Here is a 13233-nt window from a genome sequence, read left to right on the forward strand (position 1 = left end):
TTAACCCGAGGCAAATTTTTTTTGCAATGTCATCCCGGACATTATTCCGAGGCAACCAACGCATTACTCCGTGAGCCGTAGGCGACTACAAGCAGTGAGCTCTCAAATCTTCGTCGCTAAGTGTGCTGAGGTATGCCGGCGGCACATCGAGAACGGTCTTGCAACCGATCTGGCCGTTAGCCTTCATACGGAGAGCGGCGCGGGCATAAGCCACGAGAACGCTCGTCGTGAATTCCGGGTTGGAATCGAGCTTGAGGCTGTATTCGATCACGTGAGTGTGTTCCTTGTTCATGCCGGTCTTGCCGGTACGGATCACGAAACCACCATGAGCAAGCCCGCTATGGTTCTTGTTGAATTCTTCTTCGCTGATGAAGTTGACCGTAGTGTCGTATTCATCGAAGTAGTTCGGCATCGTCTTGATGGCGTTTTCGATGTATGCCTTATCGGCACCTTCTTCTGCAACAACGTAAACAAGACGTGTGTGCTTCTGGCGAGTGGTGAGTTCCGGCATGGAACCGCTACGCACAGCTTCGAGAGCAGATTCCACCGGGCAGGTGTACTGCTTGGCATTCTTCACTCCCTTGATGCGGCGGACAGCGTCGCTGTGGCCCTGAGAAACACCCTTGCCCCAGAACGTGTAGTCCTTGCCTTCCGGAAGGATGGACTGGGCGTACACGCGGTTCAGGCTGAACATGCCCGGGTCCCAACCAACAGAGATCATGGCAATCTTGTTTGCGCTCTTGGCTGCAGCGTCAACGGCAGCGAAGTGCTGCGGAATCTTGGCGTGCGTGTCGAAGGAGTCGATCACGTTGAACATGGATGCGTACTTCGGGGTGAGCACCGGCAGGTCCGTAGCAGAGCCACCGCAAATGATGAGCACGTCCACCTTGTCCTTCCAGGCTTCCATTTCAGAGACGTTCAACACCGGAACGCCAGCCGTCTGGATCTTCACCGTCGACGGATCGCGACGAGTGAAAACAGCGACGAGTTCCATATCCGGAGCCTGCTTCACAGCGCATTCCACACCGCGACCGAGGTTACCGTAACCGAGAATAGCAATCTTTGCCATAACAATGTCCTTGTTTAAAATTTTTGCGTGGAAAATATAGGAATTAGACGAGAGACGAGAGACGAGAGACGAGAGAAATTCATGTAAAAATTGTAGGTATGAGAAGGGGGAAGCCTCCCCCTCGCTGCGGCCTTGGCTCTAAACCTGTCATGCCCATCTCCGAACGGGCATCTCCTTTTTAAAAAGCAAAAAGACGCATAGCCAAGTCCTACCCTACCCCCTCGCCTAGGGGCTCCGCCCCTAAACCCCCCGAAGCAAAAGTTTTTCATATAAAGGCATTCGCTTATTTAATTTTTTGTTTACATTTAAGATAAAAGCATTACATTCATTTAGCTCTTTTTTATGAAAAAGTCATTGTGGTATTTCTTATGAAAAAAATGGACTCAACTTTTTTTATTCTTATCGCTTTTTTGGCAAACGCAGCATTCGCAAACAGCCCATTAGGTCCACAAATTGCAACTGGATTTTTAGATAGTTTTCTATCACAATTCATCCCAATCCTTATTTTCGGAGCCATAATATCTATTGGATTAACCATCCTAAGCAAAAGACCTGAATTTGTCGCCTATGGATGTGGCGGGATATTTATACTCACACTAGTGATTGGCATATTGACCACATTGATTCATTTCGTCAAAACCCATAGCACAGCATTTATCATTGCAGGAATAATCATAATATTCATTATTTCAATCCTCATCGTAATTGCATATTTTGAGCGAGACAAACAGGAACCAATCGAAACAGTCATTCCTAAAATTAAAGAACCGCCTCATTATCATTTTTCAACAAAGCCAGTAACCAACCAAGCTGTTAAAGGAGCTTCATCATTTGCTGAAGCAACAGAAACACAAACAAAGACTCCAATTAGTAGCATACCATCACATACTCCAGCAACCTATGAAGAAATAGTTGGTGAAATACCATCCGCAAAAGAAATTGCAGGAAAAGTCGGAGAAGATGCAGTAAGCAAAGCAATTTGGACAGCATGCGAATACGACAAGCGATATTACAAACTATTAAGAAACGTCTATATTCCAAAACCAAATGGAAAATATTCTGAAATAGACGTCCTCCTATTACACGAAACTGGCGTCTATGTTTTTGAGAGTAAAAATCTTTCAGGAACCGTTTATGGAGATTATCAACATCCGCAATGGGAACGCTATAAGAAAAACGGTGAAAAAGATTTTATCGTAAACCCAATAAAACAAAACGAAGGCCATATCAAAGCACTATGTAATTTTCTAAATCTAAATAAATTTCAATTACGTGCGTTCAATATGGTTGTATTTGGATCAAAAGCAGAACTTAAATACATCCCAGAAAATTCAACTTTTAATTCCATTCACGAAATTTACAATCTTGAGATGGAATTAATAAAAAAAATGGCATCTCAAAAAAATTTCTATAGTCAAAAGACTATAGACTCTTGGTGTTCATTACTTGTACCATGTATGATGCTTCCCGATGAAGAAAAGCAAAAGCACAAAGAACAAGTTAATTCAAATTTCAATATTATAAATTAAATCCCCGTCGAGCCAAATCCGCCACGGTCTTTACCGTCAAGGGCGCCTTCTTCGAAGGTGAGCGTCGGCTGGATTTCCATGATGCGGAACTGCGCAATGCGGCTCCCCTTATCGATTACCACATCGCGGGTGGCATAAACAGGCATTTTCCACCAGTCGTTTGCGCCGCAATAGCTAGAATCGACCACGCCAACAGAATTTGCTTGTAAAATTCCAAAGTTCTTGAACGTGGAACTGCGCGGAGCGATATGTGCCTCGTAGCCTTCAGGCAACTTCATTGCAACACCTAGATGAATCAGGCGGAATTCGCCCGCCTTGAGCGTCACCGTTTCTGCGGCGGCAAGGTCTATCCAGTCGGATTTGCCACCAATGTAAGTGAGTTTCGGAATCGATTCATCGAGATATTGTATTTTTATAGTCTTTGCGGTCATGCCGTAAATATACAAAGTTTTATCTTTTAGTAAAACGTATGAACAGGATCATTTTTTTTGCAATCATAACCATTTTTGCTGTATCGAACACAACCGCGAAAGAACGGCCAGAAGGCAGCACCAAAGGTGCCGTATTTGAAAACGTCCAAGTTTCCTTTAAAACAAGTGATTCCAGCCTGCTGCATTTGGCTGTCGCCGTAAAAAAAGACAGTTTCTTCGTCATCGGCGCAAGGGGCGGTTTCATGCCGAACACCTACTACACCGTTCTAAAGGAACTCGTCGATCCATCATCTGATGATTTTTCCAAGAGAAAGTCGAATGTAGATTATGTCGCCATCCAAAAAGAATCGGAAGAAGACCCGGGCAAAATAATCTGGGGCCTTTACTCCGATTCCAGCAAAGAATATATCACTGATTCCAGCGGGGCCTTCATCGCATTCCCTGGAGAAGGGCGCAGTGGTAAAACGTCTCCTGTTTCTATCAAGGCCATCCGTGACAAAGACTTTCCAGATGCAGAAATAAAGCCTCTATCGGCCTTTAACGTCATCGCCAAGGACCTCGCCACAGTGCGCACACGATTCGAATTTCCAGACAAGGACTGGATTGTCCTGATACTGGAAGAAAGCTTTAACAAGGACTTTCTTTACGAGCTGCGCTCCCTTATGCGGGCTATAAAAACAGCCGGTTTCAAGCACATCCAAGTTGGGAGAAAACTCGGCAACCTCGACACAGCGAGAAGCGTCATAGGAACATACCGCCTTTACGATTTCAAGAAAAAGGAACTTCAGGATTTATACGACGAACTGTACCGTCCATTGAACCTGAAAATGCCAAAAATTCAGATCCAGAATTTCTAATTCAAACAACTAACAACCCATTTGCTTTTTACACAACGCAACAGCCTGTTTCTTGATTTTGCGCTAGACCGTTGGTATATTTGACTCCGTAATCGAACAAAGGAGATTCAATGAAGACCCAGGAGATTTTGAAGAACATCCGCGAAAAGCACAACCTCACGCAAGACCAGATGGCAGAACGCATTCACGTGACTCGTCAGGCCGTTAGCCGCTGGGAAACCGGAGAAACTCAGCCAAACACAGAAATGCTCAAAGTGCTTTCAAAGGAATTCAACGTTTCCATCAACACGCTGCTCGGCGCACCGCGCCAGCTCTTTTGCCAGTGCTGCGGCATGCCGCTCGGTGACGATGCCATGATCAGCCGCGAAACGGACGGCTCTTTCAACGAAGATTACTGCAAGTGGTGCTATGACGGTGGCAAGTTTGCCTACACAAGCAAAGACACATTGCTCGACTTTTTGCTTTCGCACATGCCAAATCCCGACAACACGCCCGATGCAGAACGCCGTAAGTTCTTTGATTCGCACCTCTCGCAACTGAAGCACTGGAGATAGGTTGGCTCACATAACCTCCCCGGCCCCGTCATCCTCGACCTTGTCATCCTGAAGCGTAGCGACGGGACCCATTATTTCTTGTCCCTTCATTTGGGAGGGGATCCATTATTTCTCGTACTCGCATTTGTTCCAGGGTCGCCATACATTATATTTTTCAAGCAAATCATTTCATCTCAAAAAGGTTTTGTTATATTAAGGGCATGGAATGGAACGAAGAACAGCTTAAAGAACCGCGTTTAATCGATATCCCTATCGCTCACGACCAGCGAGGCAACTTGAGCGTTGTCGAAGGCGGCGAACTCATCCCGTTTAATATCAAGCGCGTGTACTACCTGTACGACGTTCCGGGCGGAACGACCCGCGGGGGCCATGCCCATCGCAAGCTGCGTCAGCTGATCATTGCGGCAAGCGGTAGCTTTGACGTGATCCTGGACGACGGCAAGACGCGTTCCAAATATTCCCTGAACCGTTCCTACCACGGGCTTTACATCCCGACAATGCACTGGCGCGAAATCGAGAACTTCTCTTCGGGCGCAGTTTGCATGGTGCTCGCCTCCGAGCATTACGATGAATCCGATTACATCTACGAGTACGAGGATTTTGTTAAAGAAGTTACTTCTCGTATCTAGCGTTCACGCAAGGGAGCGCGCCGAACGACTCTTTAAAACGATAGAGATTCTCGTTTAAATACGCGCCGCCATCTTCAGTCGAAATTCCCCAAGAGAATTTTTCGCAGCCCGCTTGAGCGGCTTCTCGCATGGCATTCACAAGCAGCGCCGTTGTAGCGTTCGTTTCGCGTTTGGAATCATCGGGAGCAAGGTACTGGAAATGGAAAACCTTCACCTGTTTGAAAACGAAAATCATCATTCCCGAAAGGTATTCGCCATCTTGCCCATTTTGCTTGTTCTGCCAAACACCACGGAATAAAATTTCTTTTGGAAATCTCCGTTTAAGGTCGCGCAGTTCAGCTAAGGAATGGATGGGCGTCGTGTTATGGCGAGCCTTGGAAAGCACCAGGAAATCGTAAAACGTTTCCATTTCGCTATCGGGAATTTCACCATAAGTCAAATTCAATTTTTCGGCCTGTCTAAAGTTATGGCGGCACTCACGCTTGCAGGCTTCAAGCGGATCAACTTGAGCAAGCGGCGTATAGCAGCTGAGTTCCGTATGGCGGCAGTAACCCGCATGTTCCAAAGCGTAATCCAGCATATCCGTCGGCATCGTTGCAAAAATTTGCGATGTCGGTTTTAGCTTTACGCTTTTGAAATTTTGGGCAATATGATCATCAATCGTCTTGACAATTTCAAGAATCTTATTGCCCGAATAAAAATCTTTGGAGATAACGGGGCCACCGAAAGTGGACCCCTGATGCGATACGAAATTGCCTTCGACATTACAGCCAGGAACGACAGCCACGATGATACCGCTCTTTTCGACAAAGAACGAAACGTCCTTGAACCGACCTTCTGGATGGTAGTTCAAGAACTTGCGCGTCTGCAAAAACGTTCCGTTCATGGAATTTTCCATGACAAAGCGATCCCAGCGCTGTTCCAGTTCGTGACTGTAGGGCAATATTTCGTACATGTCCATCTCCAGAGTTGCGCTACTTGGACTTCTTAGAGTTTTCAGCTTTCGGAGCGGATTCTTGCTCAGTATTCTGCGTCGCCTGCTTTGCAGCCTTTTCGGCGGCATGTTCCAAGCGAGCGGGCTTGCCTGCCAAATTGCGCAAGAGTCCGAACAAAGCCGAAAGTTCGTTACGCGTCGGGTGCAAGCGCTGTAAGAGCGTATTGAGGAAGCTATCGCGCCAAGCCTGATCGTGATACTGGCCCGTGAGATAGCGGTCCAGGAACTTCTTGAAGCCATCAATCTGCTGAATCGTTGCAGGACCCGTTTCGGCAACGCCTCGCGTTGTGCGCTTCGCGCGGCCCTCGCCGTTCGCGAGTGCCCCGGAACGGCAAAGCTCGTACAAGCTAATCGAGACAGCCTGTCCAAGATTCAAGCTCATGAGTCCCGGCACCGGGATTTCGCACTGGTACGTGCAAGCGTTCACTTCTTCAAGCGCAAGCCCGCAAGATTCACGACCGAACACGAGAGCAATCGTTCCATCTTCGGGGAGCATGTCAGACAAGTTCTGCACCATCGTATGCTTGATAGAACTTGCAAAAATGCGACGGCTGTAAGCGACAGCGCAAGAGCAATCGCCAATGGCATCTTCAAACTTGTGGACGACCTTCGCGTTATCCAGAATGTCATGGCTATTGGCCGCCGTATGGTAAGATTTGTCCAAGACTTTGTCGCGTTTGGGATAGACTATATAAAGTTCCGGCAATGCATAGCAATGCATGGCACGTGCGACAAAACCCACATTGTGCGGGTGTTCCGGTTCTACTAAAACAACTCTAAATTTACGCATAATCAAAAACTCTTAAAAAACTTCCTGGATCCTTCACTGCGCTACGCTTGTTCAGGATGACGCCCCATTGACGATCCACTTAAATCCTTTTCCGCGGATCTCGTTTTCGATGGTCTCGCCGGGTTGAATTTCGGCACCTTTAAAAATCACGGAATGTGCGATTTTCACACCGTCAGGAATCACAACGCCAGGTTCCACAACAGCTTCATTCTTGTTGCGGCCACATTCCGCCAAACGCGCTTCCACAGCAGCCATGAGACCTTCGGGAGAACCCATATCAATCCAAGTGGCATGCAACTGCGACATATCGACAAACGGCGCACGGCCCGACGTAATTTCCTGTTTCCAGAATTCACGGATATCAAATTCGCCATCACGAATCCGAGCCAAAGCTTCGTCGCTGTACCACGAAATTCCAGAGAACGTCGCAGCCGTTCCCGTATCGGCTCCAAAACGTCCGGCAACTCCAACGAGGCTACCATCTTCACCCACGCGGAACGTGTTCACCTTCGGAAAGTCGACCGCCAAAAGAGCAGCCTCACAGCGGTTTCGAGCATTCCGCACGAACGCACCCAAGTCAAAATTGCAGTACGCGTCGCCATTCATAATCAAGAGGCCACCGCGATACCCCGCCGCATAAATACGGCGCAAGGGGCCTGCCGTTCCGAGGATTTCAGGCGTTTCAACCCAGACTTTTTCAAAGCCAAGACGCTTGCCTTCGCTTACAATCTGGTCGGCCAGGTAATGCGCATTCGCATGCAAGCGAACATCGCCAAGCGATTTCGCCCGCTCCATCTGGATTTCAAGAATGCTCTTGTCATAAACGCGAACCAACGGCTTCGGGATTTCCGACGTCAAAGGTCTCAGCCTTGTGCCAAGCCCCGCCGCTAGAATCAACACGTTCAATTTATCGTCAGCTCGCGTCATAACACAGCCTTAATTAGACCATTGCAGCGCTGAAGGAGGCGTTGCAGATAAGCGTTTCGCCCTGCCAGATTTCGCCCGTGTACTTGTAGATGCCATGGCGAGCCATTACGAGCGTAGCCTTGAGCGTCAAGTCCTGCGGCGGAATCACCGGAGCGCGGAAACGGCAATTTTCGACACCCATGAATGCCGGGCGCTTGCCTTCGACATCGGCCTTCTTGGCAATCATCGTCAAGAGCGTTGCGGCCTGGGCCATGGATTCAATCTGAATCACACCCGGGAGCACCGGATTGTTCGGGAAATGTCCGTCAAAGAACTTTTCCTTGCCCGTCACGTGCCAAACAGCAACGATAGACGGCTGGTCACCTTCGGTGATTTCCTGAATTTCGTCCACGAAAGCAAACGGAGCCTTCTGAGGGAGGAGGGCATGTACTTGTTCTTCATTGTAAAGCATAGGGCAATACCTTTTCTAAGATTGTTCTGTGGCTCAAGTGACCACCGTTAATGATTTCCAGACGAACTTTCGGGAGAGCAGGCTTTGCAAAGCAAAGGTCTCCCAACAGGTCTAGGATTTTATGACGAGCGGGTTCGTCGGCAACTCTAAACACGGGAGCAGAAGCTTCCAGAGAATCGTCGAGCAGAAGCCCACAGGATTCATCCACCCCGCCAAGCAAACCAGCCTTGCGGGCTTCGTCAAATTCGTTTTTTAAAATGAAAGTTCTCGCGGCAAAGACGTTATACAAGTCTTCAGCCGAGTAAATGGAAACATTCGCCGCCGACTTAAAAACGTGACCGTTTTCATTGCGTTCCAGGATGTATTCCACCTCGAACGCTTCGCTCGGTGAAATTTTCACGGAACCGTAAGGCTTTTGAGCCTGAGCGGAATCCGCAACATCCGTGCGGAACAAATCCCACGATGCATGTACGGGAACATCGTAAAAAGCAAGTTCTTCAGGAGCACCCACATTTCTGCGGAATTCACTAAAGAACGGGAGCGCACTGCCGTCCATCAGCGGAACTTCGGCAACACACCCCTTATCACTTTCTTCGTTGCAGGCGACATCCACCACAAAGCGGCGAGACGGCCACATCAAGAATACAGGTGCAAGGTGTTCCGGTGACGCAAGCGTCAATGCATGAGCGCCTTCGCCCGATTCATAAATTGCGGTACGGGCAACGCTGAACTTCAAATCCGTGAAGCACTTCACGCAATCGGTGCTGTAAAAAGAACGACCGCCCACGCGCCATTCGACGCGAGGCTCCAGTTGCGGATTATACTCCTGGACTTCAACTTTTACGTTCGCCTTGCCGTAAGACAAAGACGCAGAACTAAATTCCCACTCACGCGGGCTTTTACGAGAATCTTTTTTCATTTAGATAACGGGAATTTATAAAATTATTTCTTGCCCATCATACGGAGTTTCACGACGGAACGGCGCCAGACGTCAATTTCTTCGGCCGGGTAGCCTGCGTAAACCTTGCCCGCCTTGAGGCTCTTGGTCACGCCCGCCTTGGCAGCGACTTTCACGCCCTTCCCAATCGTCAAATGCCCCGCCGACTGCACACCGCCCGCAAATTCCACGTCGTCTTCCATGATTACGGAACCCGCCACACCAGACTGCGAAGCCATCATGATGTTGTTCCCAAGGCGGCAGTTATGCGCCACTTGTACGAACGTATCGAAATGACAATCATCGCCAATCACCGTCGGAGAGACAAAGCCCGCCGCAACCACATCATTTGCGCTAAAGCTACAGCGGTTCCCGATGCGGACGCCCGCCAAATGCGGCACCATACGGCGCTTGCCTTCGTACTCGTAAAACCCAAAACCGCGAGGTCCCACGACAACGCCCGCCTGGAATACGCAATCTTCACCAATCGTCACACGCGGGTAAACCGTCACATTCGCTTCAAGAACCGTGCCTGCGCCAATCGTAGCGCCTTTCATTACCACGCAATTCGGGCCGATGACAGCATTCTCGCCCACCACGCCTTCAACAACCGCCGAAGCATGAACTTGTGCAGAAGCTGCAATTTTCGTTTCTTCAAAAACTTCGCGACGTTCTACAAATTCCTTCATGAACGTCACCATTGCATGGTACGGATTTTCGACCGGGCATACAAAATGCACATTCGGCAAAAGTTCCGAGCGGCCGTCCACGCAATACTTTTCGTATAAACTTGGCACAAAAAGGAGACCCGCCGTAACGCCGGCAAAAGCACTGGCGCTCACGCCACCGGCATTTCCTGCAAGTCCCGTTTCCGTCTTCGCATCGCCCGTCCAGAACGAGACATCATGCGGCCCCGCCTGATCGAGCGATGAAAATCCAGTCAGTTTAAAATTTAAAACGCCCTCATTCGAAGGCATTTTAAGATTCATCGTTTCAAGAACTTCAGATAAAGAAACTGAAAACATTATTCCTCTAGCGTGAGCATGTGAACTTGACATGCAAACTGAATGGTAACGCGACGCCCCACCTTGCCGCTCAAATCTTCCCCATCGAGCTGGATGTATTCGTTATCGGCAAGGTCAAGCGTCAGCGAACGAACCTTACGCGACTTGAGCAGATGCTTTTTCAGAATATAGCCAACAACAGGAATATTTCCAACAGCGATTGCAAGCAAGAAATTCAGCATATTCGGCACACAGACAACTTCCAAATAACCATCGGCCATGTCGGACTTGAAGAATGGATTGGCGCCACTGGCAAAGCTCGGAATGTTTCCGACAATGACGGTCGTATGCCCCGTCAAATCCACATTTTCAATAAGCTCAGGCGTATTCTCGACCATCGACAGCCATCCACTTTTCAGATGGTATGCCCTATCCGCAAAAAAGCGCTTAACATAATGCAGCTTGTTCGCAATAACAGAATTCGAAGAAATAACCCCCATTGCACGATCTTGGTTAAAATCATGGGCAATACGAGCATCAATACCCGCCGAAAAATAATTTGCAAGCGCGTACTTGCCATTCACCGTCCAGATATCGAAAGGTCTAGCCTTCGCCATCAAGAGCCTGCGCACCAGATACAAAAGTCCCTTATCCGCAAAAGGCTTGTAAAGCCCAAGTACGCGAGCAAGGTCATTGCCTGTACCAAGCGGGATAAGCCCAATCTGGACTCTGTCAGCATCTTCCGAGGTCAGCATGATCGAAAGCACCGAAGAAACCGTTCCATCGCCACCAACAGCAACGAGCGTTTCCGTCGATGAAAGCGCCTTCAGGACTTGTTCGTTCAAGCCGTCCTTGCGCGTAAATTCCGACTTCCACTCGTCAGGCTTAAAATCCATCGACTCCATAATTTCTGGAAGAAACTTATGGATAACCTTACCTTGTCCACCTCCACTCACCGGATTAATGAGGAAAAAGAACTTATACATCTTTTAAAAGTTCATCCTTTGCGTCCAAGTAGTGTTCTACGCCAATCTTTACGTTCTTTATTTCATCTGTGGTCAACGCCCTAACGACATGCGCCGGAGATCCCATCACAAGAGAACCTTCAGGAAACTCCTTTGCAGAAGTCACTAACGCACCAGCACCGATAATACAATTTTTTTTGATATGAGCTCCATCCATGACAATAGCCCCCATGCCAACGAGAACATTGTCATCAATCGTGCATCCATGGAGTACGGCCCCATGACCAACAGTCACTTCGTCGCCAATGTTCACGCCAACACCTGTGGAAACATGAACAGTCACATTGTCCTGAATATTCGATCTCTTGCCAACTTTGATTTGAGCCAGATCGCCACGCAAAACGGCATTGTAGAACACCGACGAATCATCACCGATGCAAACATCGCCCACAAGGCATGCACCTTCGGCTAAAAATACTCTTTCACCAACCTGTGGAGTTTTACCTTTATAACGGATTAAAGAACTCATAATTTCAATTTACAAAATTAAAGCAAAAGAAGATATACCTATATAATTAAAAAAGCTTTGTTTTTATTACTTAAAATGCAACATTTTGTCCAATAAGTTCTATCTTATTGAGTATGAATGAATTATATGGGATCGATATCGAAAGTATTTTCGAAGCGCAAGGGCAGAATCGCTGGAAAATTGCCCAGACATCAGCAAAAGAGCGTATTCAGAAACTGAAAAAGCTCCGTGATGCCGTCATAAAGCACCAAAATGAATTTTACGAAGCTGTTTGGCAGGATTTTCACAAGCCAAGATTCGAAGCATGGCTTAGCGAAATATTCCCGACAATTGAAGAAATAGACTACAACATCAAGCATTTAAAAAGATGGATGCGAGATAAAAAAGCAAATCGAGTTTTTTTCTTGCCCACGTCCAAAAGCGTTCTCCGCTATGAACCCAAAGGACGCGTCCTCATTTTTGCGCCGTGGAACTATCCGTTTTTGCTGCTTGTAAATCCGATCATTTCGGCAATTGCCGCAGGCAATGTCATTATGGCGAAGCCATCGCACAAGACCCCACATGTTAGTGCATTTGCGGTCCGGTTATTCAAAGACCTGTTCCCAGAAAATGAAATTGCACTTATCGAAGGCGAAGGTGCTGAAATTGGAGACAAGTTACTAGAGCTTCCGTTTGACCACGTGTTCTTTACAGGCAGTCCAAGAGTCGGCGCCCATATTGCAGAAATGGCAGCCAAGCACCACGCCAGCATTACGCTTGAACTTGGCGGAAAGTCGCCCACAATTTTACTCCCTGGCGTAAACGTCAAAAAGCACATCAAGCAAATAGCCTGGGGTAAAACGCTAAACGGCGGACAAACCTGCATCGCGCCCGATTACGCCCTTTGCCCAGAAGACAAAGTTCAGGAATTTGCCGAAGCTTTTGCAGAAGAAATCAAACGCCGTTTCGGCGACACCGAAGCAAAGCGCCACGATTGCAAGGACTTTGTACACATCGTAGACAAGCGGGCCACCGAGCGTCATGCTGCGCTCATCAAGGATGCGATAGCCAAGGGCGCCAAGCAAGTCATCGGCGGAGTAAGCGATATCGAAAACTGCTACACGCCGGTCACCGTGCTCACAAATGTGACGCCCGACATGGAAATCATGAAGTCCGAAATTTTCGGACCGATTATGCCGGTTATCGCCTACAAGACTCTTGACGAAGCGATTGCATTTATCCAAAGTAGGCCAAAGCCACTCGCCCTGTACATCTTTGGTACAAACAAACGCGATATCAAACACGTTTTAAGCCATACCACATCGGGATCCACTTGCGTAAACAATACCATTATCCAGATTGAGAATCTGGAAGTTCCCTTCGGTGGCGTGGGCATGAGCGGCACAGGCAACTACCACGGATTTTACGGATTCAAGACGTTTAGCCACGAACGCAATATTATGGAGCAAAAGGGATTTGACGCGGTGACATTTTTCCATCCGCCTTACGGAATTGTTCCGGGCAACTTGCATTCCAAAATTCAAAGTTTCGCCGAAAAAGCGTTGCGCTTTTTAAAATCAATGTAGGA

15 protein-coding genes are annotated in these 13233 nt (G+C 48.0%); 5 read left to right on the forward strand and 10 right to left on the reverse strand.

Features of this window, described 5'->3' with window-relative positions:
• Nucleotides 1–85: 85 nt before the first annotated feature.
• Nucleotides 86–1069 (reverse strand): diaminopimelate dehydrogenase, encoded by a 984-nt coding sequence (locus ACJMM9_RS12040; protein ID WP_405327277.1) that lies wholly within the window; start codon nt 1067–1069, stop codon nt 86–88.
• A 368-nt stretch (nt 1070–1437) separates the two neighbouring features.
• Here ACJMM9_RS12040 and ACJMM9_RS12045 point away from each other — a divergent pair, with 368 nt between their 5' ends.
• Complete coding sequence (locus tag ACJMM9_RS12045) at nt 1438–2598, forward strand: nuclease-related domain-containing protein (RefSeq protein ID WP_405327280.1); 1161 nt, start codon at nt 1438–1440, stop codon at nt 2596–2598.
• Here ACJMM9_RS12045 and ACJMM9_RS12050 read toward each other — a convergent pair.
• Complete coding sequence (locus ACJMM9_RS12050; RefSeq protein WP_405327283.1) at nt 2595–3029, reverse strand: dUTP diphosphatase; 435 nt, start codon at nt 3027–3029, stop codon at nt 2595–2597. The genes ACJMM9_RS12045 and ACJMM9_RS12050 overlap by 4 nt on opposite strands.
• A 38-nt stretch (nt 3030–3067) precedes the next feature.
• On the opposite strand from ACJMM9_RS12050, the gene ACJMM9_RS12055 reads away from it, so the two are divergent.
• From ACJMM9_RS12055 to ACJMM9_RS12065, 3 genes are all read left to right on the forward strand, one after another.
• Complete coding sequence (locus tag ACJMM9_RS12055) at nt 3068–3886, forward strand: hypothetical protein (protein ID WP_405327286.1); 819 nt, start codon at nt 3068–3070, stop codon at nt 3884–3886.
• A 110-nt stretch (nt 3887–3996) separates the two neighbouring features.
• On the forward strand, nt 3997–4440 hold the full coding sequence (locus tag ACJMM9_RS12060; protein WP_173354038.1) for a zinc ribbon domain-containing protein: 444 nt from the start codon (nt 3997–3999) through the stop codon (nt 4438–4440).
• Nucleotides 4441–4640: 200 nt separating this feature from the next.
• Nucleotides 4641–5069: a sugar 3,4-ketoisomerase gene (locus ACJMM9_RS12065; RefSeq protein ID WP_405327289.1), complete on the forward strand. Its 429-nt coding sequence runs from the start codon at nt 4641–4643 to the stop codon at nt 5067–5069.
• Here ACJMM9_RS12065 and ACJMM9_RS12070 read toward each other — a convergent pair.
• The 8 genes from ACJMM9_RS12070 to ACJMM9_RS12105 are packed head-to-tail and all read right to left on the reverse strand — an operon-like array spanning nt 5053 to nt 11666.
• Nucleotides 5053–6024 carry a GNAT family N-acetyltransferase gene (locus ACJMM9_RS12070; RefSeq protein ID WP_405327291.1) on the reverse strand — a complete coding sequence of 324 codons (972 nt, stop codon included), beginning with the start codon at nt 6022–6024 and terminating at the stop codon, nt 5053–5055. The genes ACJMM9_RS12065 and ACJMM9_RS12070 overlap by 17 nt on opposite strands.
• Before the next feature lie 19 nt (nt 6025–6043).
• Nucleotides 6044–6853 carry an RNA methyltransferase gene (locus ACJMM9_RS12075; protein ID WP_405327294.1) on the reverse strand — a complete coding sequence of 270 codons (810 nt, stop codon included), beginning with the start codon at nt 6851–6853 and terminating at the stop codon, nt 6044–6046.
• A gap of 51 nt (nt 6854–6904) precedes the next feature.
• Complete coding sequence (locus ACJMM9_RS12080; protein WP_405327297.1) at nt 6905–7780, reverse strand: sugar phosphate nucleotidyltransferase; 876 nt, start codon at nt 7778–7780, stop codon at nt 6905–6907.
• Nucleotides 7781–7793: 13 nt separating this feature from the next.
• Nucleotides 7794–8231 carry a 3-hydroxyacyl-ACP dehydratase FabZ gene (gene fabZ, locus ACJMM9_RS12085; RefSeq protein WP_014545193.1) on the reverse strand — a complete coding sequence of 146 codons (438 nt, stop codon included), beginning with the start codon at nt 8229–8231 and terminating at the stop codon, nt 7794–7796.
• Complete coding sequence (locus ACJMM9_RS12090) at nt 8218–9150, reverse strand: UDP-3-O-acyl-N-acetylglucosamine deacetylase (RefSeq protein WP_405327301.1); 933 nt, start codon at nt 9148–9150, stop codon at nt 8218–8220. The genes fabZ and ACJMM9_RS12090 overlap by 14 nt, the downstream gene beginning before the upstream one ends.
• A 23-nt stretch (nt 9151–9173) precedes the next feature.
• The gene (locus ACJMM9_RS12095) at nt 9174–10193 is read right to left on the reverse strand and encodes a UDP-3-O-(3-hydroxymyristoyl)glucosamine N-acyltransferase (RefSeq protein ID WP_405327303.1); all 1020 of its coding nucleotides are present in this window, start codon (nt 10191–10193) and stop codon (nt 9174–9176) included.
• The gene (locus ACJMM9_RS12100) at nt 10193–11158 is read right to left on the reverse strand and encodes a diacylglycerol/lipid kinase family protein (RefSeq protein ID WP_405327306.1); all 966 of its coding nucleotides are present in this window, start codon (nt 11156–11158) and stop codon (nt 10193–10195) included. Before ACJMM9_RS12100 ends, ACJMM9_RS12095 begins: the two co-directional genes overlap by 1 nt.
• Nucleotides 11151–11666: a gamma carbonic anhydrase family protein gene (locus ACJMM9_RS12105; protein WP_088639487.1), complete on the reverse strand. Its 516-nt coding sequence runs from the start codon at nt 11664–11666 to the stop codon at nt 11151–11153. Before ACJMM9_RS12105 ends, ACJMM9_RS12100 begins: the two co-directional genes overlap by 8 nt.
• Nucleotides 11667–11779: 113 nt before the next feature.
• Between ACJMM9_RS12105 and ACJMM9_RS12110 the strand changes: the two genes are divergently transcribed.
• On the forward strand, nt 11780–13231 hold the full coding sequence (locus ACJMM9_RS12110; protein WP_405327309.1) for an aldehyde dehydrogenase family protein: 1452 nt from the start codon (nt 11780–11782) through the stop codon (nt 13229–13231).
• The last annotated feature ends 2 nt before the right edge of the window (nt 13232–13233 follow it).

This window comes from Fibrobacter sp. (assembly GCF_045112255.1).
Classification (GTDB): domain Bacteria; phylum Fibrobacterota; class Fibrobacteria; order Fibrobacterales; family Fibrobacteraceae; genus Fibrobacter.

Bases quoted from the DNA above. Each gene is read 5' to 3' on its own strand.
- ACJMM9_RS12050 (WP_405327283.1), bottom strand. From the start codon at position 3,029: ATGACCGCAAAGACTATAAAAATACAATATCTCGATGAATCGATTCCG.
- ACJMM9_RS12100 (WP_405327306.1), bottom strand. From the start codon at position 11,158: ATGTATAAGTTCTTTTTCCTCATTAATCCGGTGAGTGGAGGTGGACAA.
- ACJMM9_RS12095 (WP_405327303.1), bottom strand. From the start codon at position 10,193: ATGTTTTCAGTTTCTTTATCTGAAGTTCTTGAAACGATGAATCTTAAA.
- ACJMM9_RS12070 (WP_405327291.1), bottom strand. From the start codon at position 6,024: ATGTACGAAATATTGCCCTACAGTCACGAACTGGAACAGCGCTGGGAT.
- ACJMM9_RS12075 (WP_405327294.1), bottom strand. From the start codon at position 6,853: ATGCGTAAATTTAGAGTTGTTTTAGTAGAACCGGAACACCCGCACAAT.
- ACJMM9_RS12045 (WP_405327280.1), top strand. From the start codon at position 1,438: ATGAAAAAAATGGACTCAACTTTTTTTATTCTTATCGCTTTTTTGGCA.
- ACJMM9_RS12080 (WP_405327297.1), bottom strand. From the start codon at position 7,780: ATGACGCGAGCTGACGATAAATTGAACGTGTTGATTCTAGCGGCGGGG.
- ACJMM9_RS12090 (WP_405327301.1), bottom strand. From the start codon at position 9,150: ATGAAAAAAGATTCTCGTAAAAGCCCGCGTGAGTGGGAATTTAGTTCT.
- ACJMM9_RS12105 (WP_088639487.1), bottom strand. From the start codon at position 11,666: ATGAGTTCTTTAATCCGTTATAAAGGTAAAACTCCACAGGTTGGTGAA.
- fabZ (WP_014545193.1), bottom strand. From the start codon at position 8,231: ATGCTTTACAATGAAGAACAAGTACATGCCCTCCTCCCTCAGAAGGCT.
- ACJMM9_RS12055 (WP_405327286.1), top strand. From the start codon at position 3,068: ATGAACAGGATCATTTTTTTTGCAATCATAACCATTTTTGCTGTATCG.
- ACJMM9_RS12040 (WP_405327277.1), bottom strand. From the start codon at position 1,069: ATGGCAAAGATTGCTATTCTCGGTTACGGTAACCTCGGTCGCGGTGTG.
- ACJMM9_RS12110 (WP_405327309.1), top strand. From the start codon at position 11,780: ATGAATGAATTATATGGGATCGATATCGAAAGTATTTTCGAAGCGCAA.
- ACJMM9_RS12060 (WP_173354038.1), top strand. From the start codon at position 3,997: ATGAAGACCCAGGAGATTTTGAAGAACATCCGCGAAAAGCACAACCTC.
- ACJMM9_RS12065 (WP_405327289.1), top strand. From the start codon at position 4,641: ATGGAATGGAACGAAGAACAGCTTAAAGAACCGCGTTTAATCGATATC.